12 protein-coding genes are annotated in these 19,116 nt (G+C 46.6%); 11 read left to right on the forward strand and 1 reads right to left on the reverse strand.

From position 1 onward, the window contains the following. Positions 1-13 precede the first annotated feature (13 nt). The 8 genes from NWAT_RS06355 (at position 14) to NWAT_RS06390 (ending at position 12,007) form a co-directional block, all read left to right on the forward strand. A complete protein-coding gene (locus tag NWAT_RS06355) occupies positions 14-2,710 on the forward strand; it encodes an MGH1-like glycoside hydrolase domain-containing protein (protein WP_013220311.1) in 2,697 nt (898 codons plus the stop codon). A 211-nt stretch (positions 2,711-2,921) separates the two neighbouring features. Then, complete coding sequence (locus NWAT_RS06360; RefSeq protein WP_013220313.1) at positions 2,922-3,389, forward strand: hypothetical protein; 468 nt, start codon at positions 2,922-2,924, stop codon at positions 3,387-3,389. Between the two features lie 101 nt (positions 3,390-3,490). Then, positions 3,491-4,279 carry a hypothetical protein gene (locus NWAT_RS06365; RefSeq protein WP_013220314.1) on the forward strand — a complete coding sequence of 263 codons (789 nt, stop codon included), beginning with the start codon at positions 3,491-3,493 and terminating at the stop codon, positions 4,277-4,279. A gap of 287 nt (positions 4,280-4,566) precedes the next feature. Then, positions 4,567-6,657 (forward strand): TonB-dependent receptor, encoded by a 2,091-nt coding sequence (locus NWAT_RS06370; protein ID WP_013220315.1) that lies wholly within the window; start codon positions 4,567-4,569, stop codon positions 6,655-6,657. A 24-nt stretch (positions 6,658-6,681) separates the two neighbouring features. After that, on the forward strand, positions 6,682-7,794 hold the full coding sequence (locus NWAT_RS06375) for a PepSY-associated TM helix domain-containing protein (RefSeq protein ID WP_013220316.1): 1,113 nt from the start codon (positions 6,682-6,684) through the stop codon (positions 7,792-7,794). 27 nt (positions 7,795-7,821) lie between these two features. Continuing rightward, complete coding sequence (locus NWAT_RS06380; RefSeq protein WP_013220317.1) at positions 7,822-9,597, forward strand: type I secretion system permease/ATPase; 1,776 nt, start codon at positions 7,822-7,824, stop codon at positions 9,595-9,597. Further along, on the forward strand, positions 9,598-10,965 hold the full coding sequence (locus NWAT_RS06385; protein ID WP_013220318.1) for an HlyD family type I secretion periplasmic adaptor subunit: 1,368 nt from the start codon (positions 9,598-9,600) through the stop codon (positions 10,963-10,965). It begins immediately after the preceding gene. Positions 10,966-11,179: 214 nt separating this feature from the next. After that, positions 11,180-12,007, forward strand: coding sequence for a calcium-binding protein (locus NWAT_RS06390; RefSeq protein ID WP_013220319.1), 828 nt, complete (start codon positions 11,180-11,182; stop codon positions 12,005-12,007). Positions 12,008-12,183: 176 nt separating this feature from the next. Here NWAT_RS06390 and NWAT_RS06395 read toward each other — a convergent pair whose 3' ends face one another. Beyond that, the gene (locus tag NWAT_RS06395) at positions 12,184-13,362 is read right to left on the reverse strand and encodes an MFS transporter (protein WP_013220320.1); all 1,179 of its coding nucleotides are present in this window, start codon (positions 13,360-13,362) and stop codon (positions 12,184-12,186) included. Positions 13,363-13,519: 157 nt separating this feature from the next. On the opposite strand from NWAT_RS06395, the gene NWAT_RS06400 reads away from it, so the two are divergent. Genes NWAT_RS06400 through NWAT_RS06415 form a run of 3 tightly spaced genes read left to right on the forward strand, consistent with a single transcriptional unit; the run spans position 13,520 to position 19,045 of the window. Continuing rightward, on the forward strand, positions 13,520-16,036 hold the full coding sequence (locus NWAT_RS06400) for a GNAT family N-acetyltransferase (protein WP_013220321.1): 2,517 nt from the start codon (positions 13,520-13,522) through the stop codon (positions 16,034-16,036). Further along, positions 16,033-17,769, forward strand: a complete 1,737-nt coding sequence (locus NWAT_RS06410; RefSeq protein WP_013220322.1) for an IucA/IucC family protein — start codon at positions 16,033-16,035, stop codon at positions 17,767-17,769. The genes NWAT_RS06400 and NWAT_RS06410 overlap by 4 nt, the downstream gene beginning before the upstream one ends. Then, on the forward strand, positions 17,762-19,045 hold the full coding sequence (locus NWAT_RS06415) for a lysine N(6)-hydroxylase/L-ornithine N(5)-oxygenase family protein (protein WP_013220323.1): 1,284 nt from the start codon (positions 17,762-17,764) through the stop codon (positions 19,043-19,045). Before NWAT_RS06410 ends, NWAT_RS06415 begins: the two co-directional genes overlap by 8 nt. Positions 19,046-19,116 lie beyond the last annotated feature (71 nt).

Raw genomic sequence — 19,116 nt, forward strand, 5'->3', positions numbered from 1 at the left:
TGGGAGCGCCTTCATGGCTGAGGAAAAAATAATAGCCAGCGCCGAACAGCAACGTCTCGCCGCTCAGCGCCAGGGCCAGGAGAATTGGTCCCTATGGGGCCCTTATTTATCCGAGCGAGCCTGGGGCACCGTGCGGGAGGATTATAGTCCGGGGGGTACCGCCTGGGAGTATTTTGACCACGATCAAGCCCGCTCCAGAGCTTATCGCTGGAGCGAAGACGGCATGGGCGGTATCTGCGATGAACAACAGCGGTTGTGTTTGGCCCTGGCTCTGTGGAATGGCCGTGATCCTATCCTCAAGGAACGGGCCTTTGGTCTGACCGGCAATCAGGGGAACCATGGGGAGGATGTGAAGGAATATTATTTTTACTTGGATGGAACCCCGAGCCATAGTTGGCTGCATTATCTTTATAAATATCCCCAGGTTGAGTACCCTTACGCCCGAATTGTGGCGGAAAATGCTCGGCGAAGCCGGGAGCAGCCTACGTTAAATCTGCTGGATATGGGCGTTTTTGATAATAGCCGTTACTGGGATGTGGCGGTCCAATATGCCAAGGTGACGCCGACGCAGATCCAGATGCGGATCATGGTCCACAATCGCGGTCCAGAGGAAGCCACCCTCCACCTCTTGCCCACGCTATGGTTCCGGAATACCTGGTCCTGGGGTGGAGAAGGGGAAAAACCCCACTTGCGGGGGATCTCGGCTCCGGCGGGCGCGGAGTGGGCGGTGCGAGCCGTTCATTCCACTTTGGGAAGTTATTTTCTCTATGGGCGGCAAGCTGCCCAGGGCCTCTACACGGAAAATGAAAGCCATGCCCAGCGTTTATGGGGTCAGCCCAATCCCTCGCCCTGGGTGAAGGATGCTTTTCACCGCTATGTGATCCAGGGGGAGGAAGCGGCGGTTAACGGAGCCGAGGAGGGGACGAAATTTGCCGCCTGGCATCAAGTGACAGTGGCGGGCGGGGGGCAAGCAAGCATGGAACTCATGCTCTCGTCCCAGCCCCTGGAAACTCCTTTTGCTGGGTTTTCTGAAAGGTTAACCCAACGGCAAGCCGAGGCGGATGATTTTTTTCGACAGTTACTGGCGGAGGGAACTGACGAGGACCAGCAGATTTTGCGCCAAGCCCTGGCGGGGATGATTTGGAACAAGCAATTTTTTCATTACGATGTAGCCCGCTGGCTGGACGGGGACCAATTCCCGCCCCCGGCAAGCCGAAGGAAGGGACGTAACCGACGATGGCGGAATTTCAAGGCGGCTGCTGTGCTCTCAGTCCCCGATAGCTGGGAATTCCCCTGGTTTGCCGCTTGGGACCTTACCTTTCACTGCGGCGTACTGGCCTTGATGGATGTGGACTTCGCTAAACAGCAGATGGAGCTGCTATTGCGGGAAGATTATTTACACCCTAATGGGCAGATTCCCGCCTATGAGTGGGCCTTTGGCGATGTGAATCCGCCCGTTCATGCCGCCGGTGCCCTCAAGGTTTTTCGGGCCGAGCGGGTCCAGCGGGGCCAAGGTGATTTGGGCTTCCTGCAGCGGGTGCTACACAAACTCCTGCTGTACTATGCTTGGTGGCTCAACCGTAAGGATAGTGAAGGAAATGGCTTGTTTGAGGGCGGTTTTTTGGGACTGGACAATATTTCAGTGTATGACCGCTCCCAGCCTCTGCCGACCGGCTACCGGCTGAAGCAGGCGGATGCCACGGGTTGGATGGCCATGTTTGCCTTGAATCTCACGGTCATGGCTTTGGAAATCACCACCGAAGATCCGGATTACGAAGATATCGCCATTCAATGTTATGTTCAGTTTCTCTCGATTGCCAATGTGATCGGCGGCCATAGTGCCCATGGCCCCTCCCTATGGGATCCCAAGGATAACTTTTTCAAAGACCTTATCCTGGAGCCAAACGGCCAGTACCGGCGCATTGATGTGTTTTCCTGGGTGGGACTGATTCCCCTTTTTGCCTGCGAAATCATTGATTCCCGGCTGCTTGCCAAGGCACCCCGCTTTCAGGCTTTGCTAGAGAAATATCCAGGGGGATTTTTTGATGGTCATACGATTTGTGCTTGCCCTACGCGAGTTAATGATCGGGGTGAGCATCTTTTATCCCTGGTGGATCACATCATGTTACCCGCCCTATTGCAGCGACTATTGAGCGAGGAGGAATTCCTGTCTCCTTATGGTATCCGCAGCGTAAGCCGGCTCCATGCCACCCAGCACGATCTGGGGATGTTGCCAGGGATTGGCGAGGCGCTTATTAAATATGAGCCTGGCGAGTCGCGATCACCGTTATTTGGCGGCAACTCCAACTGGCGGGGGCCGGTATGGATGCCCACCAATTATTACTTGCTCCAGGCCCTAGAGAAATTTCATCGTTATCTAGGGGATAATTTTAAAGTCCCTGCGCCATGCCTCGGGGGCCAGGAATTGACCCTGCAAGAGATTTCTCGCTTGCTGGCCGATCGCTTGGCGAATATCTTTCGCCGCTCGCCCCAGGGTGACCGGCCCCTCTTTCCGGCGGATAGTCCCTTCCAAAATGATCCCCACTGGCAGGATTTGCTGCTATTTTGCGAATATTTCCATGGCGAAACCGGGCAAGGTTTAGGGGCGGCCCATCAGACTGGCTGGAGCGGATTAGCCGCTAATTTAATCCTGCGCCATTACCGCAAGGACATTCCCTTGTTCTGGCGTAAAAAAGAAATGGAGCATTGAGAAACGCTAAGGAGAAATGTCCCAGTATGGTGGAAAATGGTATGGGGAGAATTCGTATGCTGCGGTGTGCGCAAGCCAGAAAAATAGTACGAATAAACGGTTCTTGCGACCCGGAAAATACGGTTCCGGTAATCTCTATACCTTGTTTGGAGTATCATGCCTGCGATATGATGCCGCCCTATGGGATCCCCCCTTGTTTAGGAGAAGACAAATGAAATCAATTAAGCTGATCATCTTATTAGCCTGTTTTGGAAGCTTCGCTCTCTACGGGAATGCTTATGCCATAGATGGAAAATCCTACAATGGCAGTTATTGCACTCATTACTATGGCGCTCAGGCGGGAGATTTCAGTTATCAAGTAGATGGAATCAAAAATAATGCCAACGCTGGACGGTATATTTCCTGCCCTGTCCTGGTGGATCAGGTTGGCAATATTGAGGGTACTGATAAGGCAGTATTGTATTACACGGGGACAGGTATGGTTAGTTGTGTGCTCTATAGTCAGAATGCTGATGGTTCGACGCGCCAGTCTAGAACAGGTAGCCGTACTAATAGCGGTTGGCTCTCCATCCCGAATATCACCAGTGATGATTATTGGGGTAGCTATTCGATGTACTGCTACCTTCCCCCCCAAGGTGTCTTGAATACTATCTGGATAGGTGAAAAGAATACTCAATAATAACTAGCCAAAGTTGCCCCAAAATCTATTGGGGCAGGCAGGCAAGTATTAGGTGGTACATTTCCCATTATTAAGAGAGAGTTGAGATAGAGAAGAGCATCATGAAGGCATCCCGCTTCCTGACCATTGCTATTGCTGGCGGACTTGCTACATTATCCATAATTGTTTATATCACTTTATTTAGTACTCCAGCCGATGTAACTTCGCTTCCGGGCAAAATAATGTTAACGGAGGAGAGTGTAAACAATGATTACGGCGGTGGGACTGCCCTCATGGCTTTGAAAAAAGATGTGGCTCGACTCAACGCGGAATTAGCCGCTTTAAAGCAAACCAGCATTGATTCGAGCCGTTTGCAGCAAGAAATAGTGAAGCTAAAGGAAGAAGTTGTGGTTTTGCGGGGAGGAGTTGAAAGCCTTCCTGGTAAAGGTGAATACGGTAGTAATGCAGAGAATGAGGTGGATTCCCCCGCTTCGGCGCAGCTTACTGAGCAAGATATGGTCGCGGCTGCTGAGGAAGAGGATTATAAATACCGCAAGCGCATGGAAATGATGGAACGTGTTTTTTTATCAGAGAATATTGATCCTCAATGGTCAACTAAGACGAGCGGCCTGATTACCCAGTATTTAGAGAATGAAAACCAGGTAAAAGCTAACTTAGAGGATGTGGATTGTCGCGCAACTTTATGTCGCGTTGCTGTCAATCATCAGGATGCTACCGTCGCTGAGGAATTTCAACTTCAGTTTCCCATGCAAATGGCTGAGGCGCTGCCTCAGATCAATTATCTCTATGAACAGCAAGCGGATGGGAGTGTCCGCATGGTGATGTACTTAGCCCGAGATGGTTATGATTTACCCCAAGTAAAACATCTCGATCAAGAAAGAGTTCAATGACGGAAAGTTATTTCTAATAACACTTTCATAGTTATTCCGCTTATGCAGAGCGGTGGTGGGGATGGGTATTATAAGCTTGATAGACTTGAAGAAATCTTGAAAATCTGCCTCTCCTCATTAAAGCCAGCTTGGCATTTACTCCCCTTCTATTTCTATTGAGCCTATCTAAAGGGCACTGTGTAATTTATCTATAGTATTTGTATTGACATGCCTATTAATATGATAGAAAATCTAAAGAATAATCATTAGCAATTAAATCATTACTTTCTATATTTTTTAAAAGCAAGATGCCCAAATCATTTCATTCCAATAATAAGCGGCGTGTTTTACCCATCGTTAATTTTTTGCTTATGGGGGGGATTCTTCCAGGCAGTGCATTGGCACAGGACACTCCAGAGGAAAGCGTAGGACTGGAGCAGATGGTGGTTACGGCGACCCGTACTGAAACCCCCATTTCCCAACTGACTCGTTCAATAACGGTGGTGACCAACCAGGAGATCCAGCAACAAGCGGGCCTAGCCCGAAATTTGGGCGATGTCCTAGCGAAAACCGTGCCGGGCCTTGGTCCTAGCTCAGAGGCACTGTCCTCTTTTAGTCAGACATTGCGGGGCCGTGATTTCCTGGTGTTGATTGATGGTATTCCCCAGTCTACCCCCTTGCGATCATCCAGCCGGGATCTCAACACCATTGACGTGGACGCGATAGAACGCATCGAAGTGATACGGGGAGGGACCGCAGCCTATGGCTTTGGCGCGGCTGGGGGGCTTATCAATATCATTACCAAGAAGCCCGCTAAAGAGGCTCTGGCGGGCTATTCTCAAGCTAGCGTCCGCGTTTCAACCGAGCACCTGGATGATTCCGCCGCTTGGCAAACCACCCAGCGCGTTTCCGGCACCAAGGATAATATTGATTACTTGGCTTCCGGAACCTTTATTCAGCGCAATGGCTACTTCGATGCTGATGGTGATCGCATTCCTCCCGATCCCCTCGGCAACCAGGGTGGACTAGCGGATACTAATGAATACAATATATTAGGTAAATTCGGCTTCAATTTCGATCAAGATCGCCAGCGTTTGCAGTTTCTTGTTAACCATTTCAATATCAAGCAAGACACGGATTTTACCTTCGCCTTCGGCGATCCGAATCAGGGTATTAAAACACCCGCTGTGCCAGGCAGTTTCAACGCTGCTGATCCCGGTACTACCAATACCCTTGCTAGCATGCACTACATTAACCGTGACTTGCTGGGTAGCCACGTTAAGCTCAATGCTTACTATGGGGATTTGACTGCGCGTTTTTCCAAATTTCCTGGTTTTGCCCAGACTGAAATTCAGTCACAAAAATATGGCACCCGCTTGACCATTGATACGCCCCTGGCTGTGCGGGATTATGATTTTAGCCTCATTTGGGGGATCGACTTTCTGCGGGATGAGACCGTGCAGGCGGGCATAGATGGTCCCACGGTGGTTCCGAATATGCAGGAAAATGCTCTCGCGGGCTTTCTGGAATTGGAATTGCCGTTGAGCGACCTTGGCCTGCTGCGAGGGGGTTTTCGATATGAACATATTTCAGTGGATATTGACGATATAGTCAATCGGGGTGGCACGCTTGTGCGGGGTGATACCCTAAATTACGGCAAACCCCTTTTCAATGCCAGCGCCGTATTTTATCTGACTGATGAAATTGAGGCATTTGGGAGTTTTTCCCAGAGCTTTTCGGTGGCGGATATTGGTCGCGCTATCCGGGATGCGAACTCATCCATTACTAGCGCTGGCCAACTTGAATCCAATGCACAGAAGGTCAACAGTTACGAAATCGGCTTGCGGGGCGGCAGAGGCCCGCTACAAGCTTCCGCTGCCGGTTTCTACAGCACCTCCAATAACGGGACGACTTTTAACCGGGATCTGAGTATCGTGAAACAGCCTGAGCGCATCTGGGGCGCTGAGGGCACTCTGGCTTACCGCTTCAACTCCCAGTGGAATACCGGTGGCACTGTTACCTGGGTAGCCGGTGAAGTGGATCTCAATGATGATGACGACTATGAAGAAGATTTACCCAACACGCGCGTTCCACCGGTGAAATTGACTGGTTTCCTGGAATATAGCCCCTGGTCCTGGTGGGATAACCGAATGCAGGTGCTGTATGTGGGTGATCGAAGCCCGGATTCGACTCAATTCGGCGGCGGTGAGGTGGATGACTACACCATCGTTGATTTGATCAGCCGCTTTAAAGTGGGGCCAGGTTATTTGGGCGTGGCGGTGAAAAACTTGCTCAATAACGATTATTTCCCCCTTGTTAGTCAAGCTGGCCGTTTACCCTATGCTTTCTCTACAGGTCCAGGCCGCACCGTCCGCATCAGCTATGCGCTGAATTGGTAGAAAAACACACGTTTATTTACGGACATGTCTCGTTTGCTGCAGAAAACGCATCTCTGGATTGGGTTGATGGCTGGAGCATTATTTTGTATTTCCGGACTCTCCGGCAGCGTGCTGGTATTCGATGATGAACTCGATGCTTATTTTAATTCGGAACTTTGGCAAGTCGAACCCCAACCTGGCCCCATTCGGCTGAATGAAGCAACCACTAAGATTCGGTCTGCGTTTCCAAGTTCTGTTTTGCTGTATGTACGTTTGCCCCGCGAGCCCAATCACAGCATCGAATACTGGGTAAAGGACGAGGCGCTGCAGCGGGTTTATATTGATCCTTGGCGTTTGGATATTCTCGGCGTTCGAGGAGAGCATGCCGGGCTGCTGGGATTTCTACATGATCTGCATGTGCATTTATTAGCAGGAGCACAAGGTCTACTCGCTAATGGCATACTGGGCCTGATCCTGCTGTTGATGGTTGTAACCGGGCTGTGGCTTGCCTGGCCTGGCTGGCGGCGGTTATTGAAGACCTTGCGCCTACCTCGCACGGAGGCGCGGGTAGTCCGCTGGTTTGCGCTCCATCGTTCGGTGGGTCTAATTTCATTATTGCTACTTTTTAGCAGCGCTCTAACGGGCGCGGCCATGGTTTTTCATGAACAGGCCAATGCCGCACTGATTGCTCTGTTGGGTGGTCCGGGTTTGCCGGAGCCGCCGCACATTGAATCTTCCCCTTTGCAGTCCCTATCGAAATCGCCAGCCGAGCTACTTAACATAGCGGAAGCGGCCATGGGGGATGAAAGGGCTACCTGGCTCCAGTTTCCGGTACAGCCGTCAGTCCCTTTTATTGTCAGGCTAAGGCATCCAGATAATCCGCACCCGAATGGTACCAGCTACGTGGCCTTGGATGCCGCCACTGGTGAAGTACTCATGGCCCACGATGAGGCACGCGGTGGTCCTGGCCAGCAGCTAGCAGATCTCAAGTATCCTCTGCATATTGGGACTGCTCTGGGCTTGCCGGGCCGTTTAGTCGTGTTGGTGGCAGGCATGGTGCCGACATTGCTGTTTGTTACCGGGGTCTATACCTGGTGGCGGAAGGGGCGGAGGCGTCGGGCCCGGTTAGACAAGTTACCCTCGCCATCAAGCTTTTAAACTGCTTGCTTCCATAGACTATTTCTAATGGCCCAGCAAAAAGAACCTTCGGATCTGAGAAGGGCGTTTGAGGTTTGTAAGGGCTCTTTTTTTTCGGTGGGCTTTTTCAGCCTATTCATTAACCTGCTCATGCTGGTGCCGCCCCTTTACATGCTGCAGGTCTATGACCGCGTCATTATTACCCGCAGCGAAGAGACTTTGCTAGTACTGACTCTGGTGGTGATCTTCCTGTTTTCTATTCTGGGTGGACTGGAGTTAGTGCGTTCACGAATTCTCATTCGTATGGGTAATCGTCTCGATACCTTAATCAGCGGGCGCCTCTATCGTGCCATGTTCCAGCGTAGCGTATTGAGCCAGGGGCGGCAGACGGCGCAACCACTTAGCGATTTGACCCAGCTCCGCCAGTTTCTGAGCGGCAATGGGCTGTTCGCCTTTTTCGATGCTCCCTGGGCGCCTATCTACCTGGGAATACTTTACCTTTTCCATCCTTGGCTGGGATACTTTGCTACTGGCGCGGCTGTTATTTTGTTGTCCTTGGCCATCATCAACGAAAAGGCCACCAAGGCGTTGTTGGCCTCGGCCAATAGGGACCATATCAAGGCCCAGGAGCTAGCCAGCAGTAATCTGCGGAATGCAGAGGTGCTCCATGCCATGGGTATGTTGCCGGGTCTTATGGGGCGCTGGGCTGGCAAGCATCATACCTTTTTGGCCCAGCAGTCCCAAGCCAGTGATCGGGCTGGCACACTGACTAATCTCTCCAAGATACTGCGGCTGCTGTTTCAGTCGCTGATTCTCGGCTTGGGCGCCTGGCTGGTGCTTCAAGGTAGCCTAACCCCCGGGATGATGATTGCCGGTTCGATCCTCATGGGCCGCGCCTTGGCGCCCATTGATCAGATGATGGCCAGTTGGCGGAGCTTTGCTAACTGGCGCGGCGCTTATCAACGTCTCCATGATCTTTTTGAGCAGACGCCAAAAGAATCCCGTCCCATGTCGTTGCCAGCGCCCCAGGGGGAGATCGCATTGGAAAATGTAACAGCTGCGCCGCCTGGTGTTCCCATGGCGACTCTCCGTAGCCTTAATTTTACAGTGGCCAAGGGGGAGCATATCGGCATCATTGGACCTAGTGCCTCTGGCAAGTCGACCTTGGCCCGGGTACTGCTGGGAATCTGGCCAGCGCAGGTTGGCAAGGTGCGTCTCGATGGGGCTGACATTGCCCAGTGGAGCCGGGATGAAGTGGGCCCTTTTATCGGCTACTTGCCCCAGGATATCGAGCTATTCGACGGCACTATCAGTGAGAATATTGCCCGTTTCGGTGATATTGACTCGAGCAAGGTGGTGGCCGCGGCTAAAAAGGCTGGCATACATACCATGATCCTTAAATTGCCTAATGGCTATGATACCTATATCAGTGCTTCTGGCGGGGCGCTTTCCGGGGGGCAGCGTCAGCGCGTGGGTTTGGCGCGAGCGCTTTATGGCGATCCTGTTCTGGTCGTTCTTGATGAACCCAACTCAAACCTTGATGATACTGGCGAGCGCGCCCTAGGGCAGGCGCTCATGCAGCTTAAGGCCGAAGGGGTTACGTTATTTGTGATCAGCCATCGTCAAAGTATCCTTAGACAGGCGGATAAGCTGCTCATGCTCAGGGAGGGACAGCTCAGTATGTTGGGTCCTCGTGATCGGGTGCTAGCCCAGCTTGCCAAGACTAATCTGGCGAAGGGTGGAAAGCCGGCGGTCAGCCGTCTAGCAGCCATCCAGGGCAGGGGCATAAGTAGTATGGATTCGCCGCCTCGGGAACAAGATTAAATGAAAAATATTCCCTTACACAGGTTTGATACCGGCCCGTCCCGGCAAAAGGTCATGACCCCATCCGTATCAGACCAGCTGCTTCCTACCTCTGATAAATATTACCGACGGCTGGGGATGGTCATTCTGCTATTCGCCTTTGGCGGTTTTGGAGGCTGGGCTCTTACCGCCGATCTTGCTGTTGCCGTCGTTGCTACAGGAGCGGTTTCCGTGGAATCGTTTAAAAAAACCATTCAGCATCTTGAAGGGGGAATCGTCGAAGAGATATGGGTTCAGGATGGCGATCAGGTGGAAGCTGGAAATACCTTGCTGGTCCTCGATAAAACCCGGGTGCTATCCCAACTGCAAATAGCGCGCATGCAGTACTTGACCAGTGGAGTTGCCAGGGTGCGTTTGCTGGCCGAGCAGCGGGGGGCTCGTTCCATCGAGTTTTCCGAAGCCTTGCGCAATAGTCGTTTTCCCCGTGTTAAAGAAGTGTTAGCTGTTCAGAAGGCCCTATTTCAGGCCCGCCGCGAAGCACTTGCAGAAACCCTCCATGGGTTTGACGAGCAGATTTCGCAGATGAAAGAGCAGATTGACGGTCTGCAATCCATGATTAAGGTAAGCCAATCCATGGCAGCCTCACTGAGGGTAGAAGCCAAGGACTTACGCCGTTTGTTCAAGGAGGGCTTTGTAAGTAACCAGCGGCTACGCGAGCTGGAGCGGAAAATTCTGGGGATTCAGGGGGAAATTGCCCAGTATCGCTCGGAGATCGTGCGCCTGCAGTCCCGGATCAGTGAAAACCAGACTCAGAAGCGGCTTGAGCAGCAAGAATTTCAGAAAGAGGTTGGCGAGCAACTGCGCCAGGCTCAGGCTAGCATTGCCGATGCCGAAGAGCGCATGACCGCACTTGAGGAACAAATCAAACGCACGACCATCACCGCCCCTGTTACTGGCACGGTGGTTGGGATGGCGGTACATACGCTTGGCGCCGTGATTCGCCCTGGCGAGCCGGTTTTGTCTATTGTGCCTTCGGGAGGTGATTTCGTGGTCGAAGCGCGTATTCCTGATCGAGATATTGATAATATCTATACCGGGCAGTATGCGGAGATTCGTTTCAGTGCTTTCAACCAACGGTTGACCGATGTCATTGAAGGTAAGGTCGTGCATATCAGCGCCGACGCCTTCGAGGATGAAATCACCGGCGAACGTTACTACAAGGCGCGTATTAAGGTGACGGCGACAGGTGAGAAGAACATGAACCGCAATATACAACTGCTCGCCGGCATGCCGGCTGAGGTCATGATCAGGACGGGTGAACGAACCTTTGCCAGTTATGTGGCCAAACCTATTGCCGATATGCTAGCACGGGCCATGCGGGAGGAATAATAGTGTGGCGGTGGCGGTGGCGGGGCAGGCGTGTATAATTAAATAAAAATTTTTAATACAAATGCTAATTACTATTGTTAATATTATTATTGCTGCGAGAAAATAAATAATTTTAAAGCGATCTGGTGGTGGCATGTCGTTCCAATCTTCGCGGCATTACTCCCTATGGCATGTCCCCCGGAAAGCATTATTTTAAAAAACTAGGAGTTAACAAATGGCTGATTTTTTGCACGAAGGTAGCGGTTTAGTTTTCGGCACCGAGGAAAATGATGTGATACGGACTTCTGGACCCTCAGTGGTATTTGCCGGTGCTGGCGACGATGGTGTTAGGATGGGTTATTCCAATGATATTGCCTATCTGGGAGAAGGCGATGATGTGGCCTATGTGGAAGCAGGCAATGATCTGGTCTTCGGCGAAGCCGGTGATGATCTTATTTATGGGGGCAGCGGCAATGATTGGCTTGATGGGGGCGAAGGTGATGATTTTCTATGGGGTGGCGAAGGCAGCGATCAACTCTTTGGCAAGGAAGGAGACGATGCCATTTACGGCGTGACCGGGACGAATGCGCTCTATGGCTCTAATGGTAATGATCTGATTATGGGGGGCGATCAATCGGATGTCATTTTTGCTGGCGAGGATGATGATGTCGTGCTGGGCGGAGACGGTGGCGACTGGATTTCCGGTGGCTCGGGTCATAACCAAATTTATGGTCAGGGGGGGGACGATATTATCTATGGTAACTACTCCGGCGATCCCGAGAACTCCAACGAGATCTTCTATACTGGCAATGATGGCACTGATACGGTGAATAGATTCAACGCGGAAACCGATCAGTTCATCATTTCCGCTAATATCAACGGTACAGACATTCAGAGCGCTGACGACTTTTCATCCCGGGTAAGTGACTATACTGATGAATCAGGTGATGAGTCCGTAGCCGGATCTATGATTGATTTGGGAGCTGATAACGGCATTCAACTGGTTGGAATTGAAGCGAGTGAAGTTACCGCTAATCTTCCCGATTATTTCACTGTTGCCTAAATCTAGTGGTATATGCTTGGCGCGGATTTTTCGCGCCAAGCCCTCTCTAGTTTAAGTTAGCTTCTATCCTCTCTCCACCCTAAGCTCCGACGCGTCCCTACGCTGTTTTACTTCGCCCGTTTGTTATAGGCAGGGAGTCGGAGTCGTAGTGTATTCAAGCACTCTTTAAGTTGAATTCAGGCGCCGGTGGCCAATGCTTGTCGCAGTTTGGCTCCGGCTGGAATAGCCATAAGCGCAAGGACCGCTGCAGTGACAAGGGGCAGATGGGTAGCAATTTCAAACAGGGGACCTGCTGCCGTGACGCCAAGCAAATGCCCAAGGATGCGGGCGGTGTAGAGATCGGCGCCTGCCTGTGCTTGAGTGTGCAGGCTGCGGTTAGCGGCAGCGCCAGCAGCTGAAGCGGGCAGTATCAGCGCAAGGGAAATGGCCATTAACGCCAGGCCGGCAGGTAGGGCCGGCGGATAAGCGGCGGCAAGGGCCGTACCCAGTGCCATGCCTACGGGTGCCCATATTAGCAGAGAATAGGGATTAAGGCGGTAATGGAGGCTAACGAGTTGGGTAATCACCATGCAAGCGGCTATACCTGCAAGAAGCAGGGCTGTATACACCGGTGCGTGGCTAAGGACGATATTCCATTCAGTAGATAGGTAGGGGCCAATGATAAATTCCGCAAGCCCCAGACTCATGTGGATGAGCACTACTGGCAGCGCAATAGCTGCTTCTGGCCATCGATTTACCGGCACGGTGAATGCCATATCCTCTTGGGAGACAACTTCATGGGGCAACAGCAGTCGGGCGATAAGCGGCAGAATTACCAGCAGGACGAGTATTCCCTCCGGCCAATGCATAGCTAGTACCGCCGCCGTTAAGGGAATGAGTACCCGGCCAGCATTCGCGGTAGCACTCATGCGTGTCAGTGCTCCATGGCGAGCATGTTCAGGGTATTCACTCGCTAGCCAGGCATGGGTTGTGGGGAACACGCCTGAAGCAGTAAGCCCGTAGGTTAACCGGGCAGCGAATAATATCCCTGCTAACGTTATCGTCCCGATCAATCCTAGCGCACCAGCGAATAAGGCAACGACAAAAATCATCTGGCTAATTGCCGCAGCGAGTAAGAGCCGGCCCAACAATCGGCGACGTTGCCCTCGTATCACCCGCCGTGGCCAAACATAGCCACCTACCAAGAATCCGAGGGCCGCGAGCCCTAATATGGGGCTTAGCTGCCCAATGTTGAGCTCAGTAAGCGCGAGGATAATCGGCAACGCAATTACCAGCAGGCTTTGTGTAGCTCCGGTACAAGCAACAGGTAAGGCAAGGGCGATAGGCGAAACAGGCGGGGTAAGGTGTTGACTCATAGGGGTGCGTTCAGATTTAGGCTAAAGAATGTAGGAATTTATTAAAAGATAATGTAAGCTATTCGTATTAGCAATACGTAAATGCTGGTCTTTATGCTTTAACAGTAGTCTGGTGAGAATGAAGCGTAAGGAGACAGGTTAAATCGCTTAGGAATGGATGAATAACAAAAAGTCCGAATTAAATACACTTGCGGAAAAACACTCCGTTACAGCCCTTATCAATTCTTTTTTGAGGGAGTGTGATGATTTTGAAATAAAAAATAGCAAGATTATATTTAGAAATGGTGATAAAACCTTGAATATAGCCCTTGAGAAGTATTCAAGGGTAGGAAATCATGCTTATTTAAATGACTTTTATGAGATTCTAGGAAACAAAAGAACCCCCCTGAGTTTTAAATATTTTGTGCAAGAGTTCCTCAGATGGATAAATAAGCATGATGAAATACCAGGACTTTATCAAAGAATTCTGGAGAGCAATGATAATATTGCTCAAATACTCCATTATAGGGAACAAGACTATAGAAAACTTTTCAAGAAAAAATTCTTGTCCTTTATTGAAGCAGAGCAGGCGTTATTGCTTGGGCATAACTTTCATCCATGCCCAAAAAGTAAAGAGCAGTTTAGCCAGGAAGATCACCGCTTATATGCGCCAGAATTTAGAGGAAGTTTTCATTTGAAATGGGCGTTCTTGAATAAAGAACATCTTCTTCAAAAGAATTCAGCGTATTTTAATGATCTACATTGGTATGTAGATCTTTTTAAAGAAGATCATAAAACAGTTATCAAGGACGGATATATACCGTTCCCTTTTCATCCTTGGCAGTTTAAATCACTAACTAACCATAAGGAGATTAAAGATTTAATAAAAGATAAGAATTTAATTCCCATTGAAAAGAAAGGATATTTAAAATGGAAGGCGACAAGTTCACTAAGAACTATTTACTGTGAAAATAGCTCTTATATGCTTAAATTTTCCCTGTCGCTGAGAATCACTAATTCCGTTAGACATTTGCAAGAAGCCGAGATCGTTAGAGGGCTTCAAGTTCATGATGTAATGAATTCCAGTAATGGGAAGGATTTTCTTAATATAAATAAAAATTTTCATATCTTATGCGAACCCTCCTTTCTTGCTATCAAAGGGAAATTCAATAACCTTCTTATAGAAACAATTGTACTCATACGAGACAATCCTTTTAGAGGAAAAATGTTGTATGAGGCCATTGTTTTATCGACGATAACGCAGGTTGATCCTTATCTAGAAAAAGGGTTTTTTTCATCACGTAAAATTGATGCTATAAAATGGTTTAATCTTTATCTTAAATATGTACTTGATCCTTTTATAATGGCTCAAGCTAACCATGGCATTCTTTTTGGCGCGCACCAACAAAATATTATTATCCAGCTAGACGCTAATAGCTATCCTGTGGGAGTTATCTTTAGAGACTGCCAGGGAACAGGGTATACCAAGCTTGGTTATGAAAGGATGAAACAGGAAGTTCCTTTGCTAGATCTGGAAAATGGAAATATCCTAGATAAAGATATGTCCCATATACTTCTTGGGTATTATCTCATTATCAACTCGACATTCAGTTTAATAAATGCGCTCGCGATACAAAGAGCATGTAATGAAGAAGATCTTCTTCATATTCTTGCTGAGTATTTACAAGGCAAAAAAAATAGTAATCTTATCGATCAATCATTTCTTAATTATCTTCTTAATTCAAATTTAATAGGGCAAAAAGGAAATTTTTTTTGTTGCCTAAAGAATATTAACGAGAATACCGAGAAGAATCCTTTAGATATTTATAACTTTATTAAAAATCCCTTGTATTCCAAATTTAGGAGAACCGTGATAGATAAAAAAAAATTAAAAATTAACGATATCCTGCTAGATAAAGGAGAGGAAGAATTTTTAAAAAACAAATTTAGACCTAATATTAAAGAGGTAGAGATAGAACTGGTAGATAAAAAAGTAATCATCAGTAGGAATGAGTTTTTCCAAATTTCTCCTTATTGGTTGATGAATTCTGAAAGAGAACTTTATCCCGTGGTCTGGGCAGAAACTAATGGAGTTTCTCATCCAATAAGACATAACCCAGAAAGGGGAACGTTACTCTACAAAAGATTTGTATACGAAATAGATAAAACTATTTCTTTTCGGGTTATCGATCCAAAAAAGGATATTAATACATTTGCTAGATGGCATAATCAGTCTCGTATTTCGGAATTTTGGGAATTAAAAGATACAAGGGAAAACCATCTTCAGTATATAGAAAAAAATTTAAATGACCCCCATATCATTCCCACTATATTAGATATTGATGATGAACCTATCGGTTATTTTGAGCTTTATTGGGTTAAAGAAGATCGTCTAGGGGCCTATTATGAAAGCGTTGATTTTGACAGGGGATTTCACTTCCTGGTTGGAGAGAAAAAATTTCTGGGATTAAAAAATACGGGCGCTATGCTAAAAAGTGTTATCCATTACCTTTTTCTTGATGAACCCAGAACTTTAAAGATCATGGCTGAGCCGCGATCTGATAATAAAAAGGTATTGAAATACGTTGATTTTCTTCCTTTTTGGAAGAGAATTAAAGAATTTGATTTTCCCCATAAAAGGGCTGTCCTCCTGGAGTGTACTCGGGAGAGGTTCTTTACAGGCAGCTATTTATGAGCTGGGAAACAGCCAACAGGAATCTTATTACCAAAGCGATAAGTGAGCTTTACTTTGAGGAGATCATTTCTCAAAAAGTACGGGAAATAGAGAAAGGATTATATACATTAAAGATAGAGGAAAATTTATCTTATATTTTTGAAGCTCATAAAAGTATCTGGTGCCATCTTATTATAGATGAGAGCTCATTAAAGAGAACTGATGGTTTAGAGCTTGATGCTGCAAGATTTTTTAAGGAAATACAGCCGCTTACAAAAATGAATGCTATTACCTTAGCTAATTTCCTGGAAGAAATGCTGCATACGCTTTATAGCGATCAAGTTATTTTAAAAAAGAGAATTTCTTCCCGGAAGTTATCTCAACTTAATTACTTAGAGATCGAAAGTTATCTGGATGGGCATCCAAAAATTATTTTAAATAAAGGAAGGTTAGGCTGGTCCCCGGATGATCTTTCTGCGTTTTCACCAGAGAATGACAGGAAAATCCAGTTTTATCGGGTAGCTATTAAAAAGGATTTGATTACGGTAAGTCACCAAAAGGAAAAAAATTTTAGCGAGATTATTTATGCTGATCTTGAAAAAGAGGAAATTAATTTATTAAAAGAAAAACTAGCCAATAAACAATGTGATGTTAAAGCTTATTATATTATTCCCATACACCCGTGGCAGTGGGAAAATAAAATAAAAATATTTTTTCAGAAGGATATCAGCAAAAAAAATATAGTTTTTTTAGCTAGTGCCGGCGACAGCTATAAGCCCCATATTTCCCTGCGTACATTTTCCAACTACAGTAATTCATATCTTTATGATATTAAATTACCTATCTCAATTTTAAATACTTCTTGTGTACGAGGAATACCTGCTCATTATGTTGCGGTTGCCTCGGAAATATCGACAGGAATGGAAGCTATTATTAGGCAGGATAATCTCTTATTCAATTCTAATATGGATTGCTTAAAGGATATTGGGGCTTTTAGTTATATTGAGCCTTCCTATAAGGATATCGTGGGCGCCCCTTATCAATATAAAGAATTTCTTGGGGCAGTATGGAGAGAATCGAGTGTAACCAAGCTTAAAGAAAAGGAGCAATGCCTAATGACAGGAGCGCTCTCTTATTTAGATGAGAGGAAAAAATCCTTGATTGGCTGCTTAATAGAAAGTTCTTCCCTGACCATGGAGGAGTGGCTAGAAGCATATTTTAAAAGCGTTGTTATCCCTATTTATCATCTTCAGTCTCAATATGGAATTGGTTTGGTTGCCCATGGTCAAAATACCCTACTAAAGCTAAATAACAATATTCCTTCAGGTTTGATTATTAAGGATTTTCATGGTGACTTACGTTTAAATAAAAATTTTCCAAGGGAAACAGGAAAATTTTTCCCTGATAAAATCATTAAAAAATTAGATATTTTACCTTCTGATCATATTATCTATGATCTTATCACGGGGCATTTTATTTCAGTCCTTAGATTTATTTCACAGGCGCTTTTCCTATCTCATGGCTATAAAGAAAAAAAATTCTATAATTTATTAGGCATGATAGTCCATGACTATGAAAAAAAATATCCAACAAGGTCAAAAACTCCAAGCCTGTTAACGCCCAATTATCATCGTGTCCTTTTAAATAAAGTTCGTTTTATCATTGGCTATCAGGATACGGCCCAAAGACCTAAGCCCCAGCTTGGAAATCCCCTGCTAAATCCGCTGATAGAAAAAGATTATTTTCATGTGTAATGTATTTGATTTAGTCGGTATTGGGATTGGCCCGTTTAATTTAAGCCTGGCGGCTATCTCAGAAAAGAATAAAGAATTAAAGACTCATTTTTTTGAACAAAAACCGTTATTTCTATGGCACTCTGAAATCATCTTTCCAGACTCTGATATGCAAACGGCTTTTTTAAAGGATCTAGTCACAGGGGTTGATCCCACGAGTCCCTATTCTTTTTTAAACTATCTTGTAATGAATGGATTTTTTCATTCATTTATGAATACCAAAAGGCACGTCATTACTAGAAAAGAATTTGAACTTTATTGTCAGTGGGTTACCCGGCAAATGCCTAGGAAATTATCTTTTAATTCAAAAATAAGAAATCTCTACTATGATGGTGAAAACTTTATTATTGAAAGCCATAAAGAAAAAATTAAAAGTAAAAATATCTGCATCGGAACAGGAATTAGCCCTAAAATTCCTTCGTTTACCGCGCCCTATATGAGTGATACCTTCTTCCATGCGAAATCAGAATCAATAAAAAATTTGAATATTAGTGGCAAGCGAATTGTTATTATCGGCGGCGGACAAACCGGTGTTGAAGTTTTTAGAAATGCTCTTAAAAAAAAGTGGGGCAATGCAAAATCTCTAACGCTTATTTCTAGCCGGGCAAACCTGGAACCTTTAGATGAATCGCCTTTTACTAATGAGTATTTTAGCCCCCATTACGTAGAAAATTTTTTTTCCATAAATTCTCAACTCAAAAGAAATATTGTAGATTACCAAAAATTATCTAGCGATGGTAATACCCCCGCCTACTTGCAAAGTCTCTATAATGATCTTTATTTTATTCAAAATGTAGAGCAATCACCGGTTGATTTTAAAATACTTCCTTATCGAAGGCTTCAGAGTGTAGAGAACAATGGAAAAGGTTATAAATTAACTATTTCCAATAATTTTTCTCAGAAAGAAGAATCCATAGGAGCTGATATTGTTATTTTGTGTACCGGGTTTGAGAACAGAATTCCAGGTTTTATTGAGCCTATAAAACATCTTATTGAATTTAATGAAAATAAATGTTTTAAGGTCAACAAAGATTTTTCAATACGATGGAAAGGGTATGACAAAAATAAAATTTTTGCCCAAAATTTTAGTAGGTATGGACACGGAATTTTTGAACCCCAAACCAGTTTGATGTCCTGGAGATCGGCGGTAATTACTAATGCTGTTTCTAAAAAGGAAGTTTATCGGATAAAAAATATTGCGCCTAATTTTTTAAGTTATGAAAGTGTTACCAAATAGCGCGTAGAGCATCGGTTACTCGGGCGGTGATATAAACGTGAGCCGCGAAGCGACTTTACAAGGTGGTAGCA

Source organism: Nitrosococcus watsonii C-113 (assembly GCF_000143085.1).
GTDB lineage: Bacteria > Pseudomonadota > Gammaproteobacteria > Nitrosococcales > Nitrosococcaceae > Nitrosococcus > Nitrosococcus watsonii.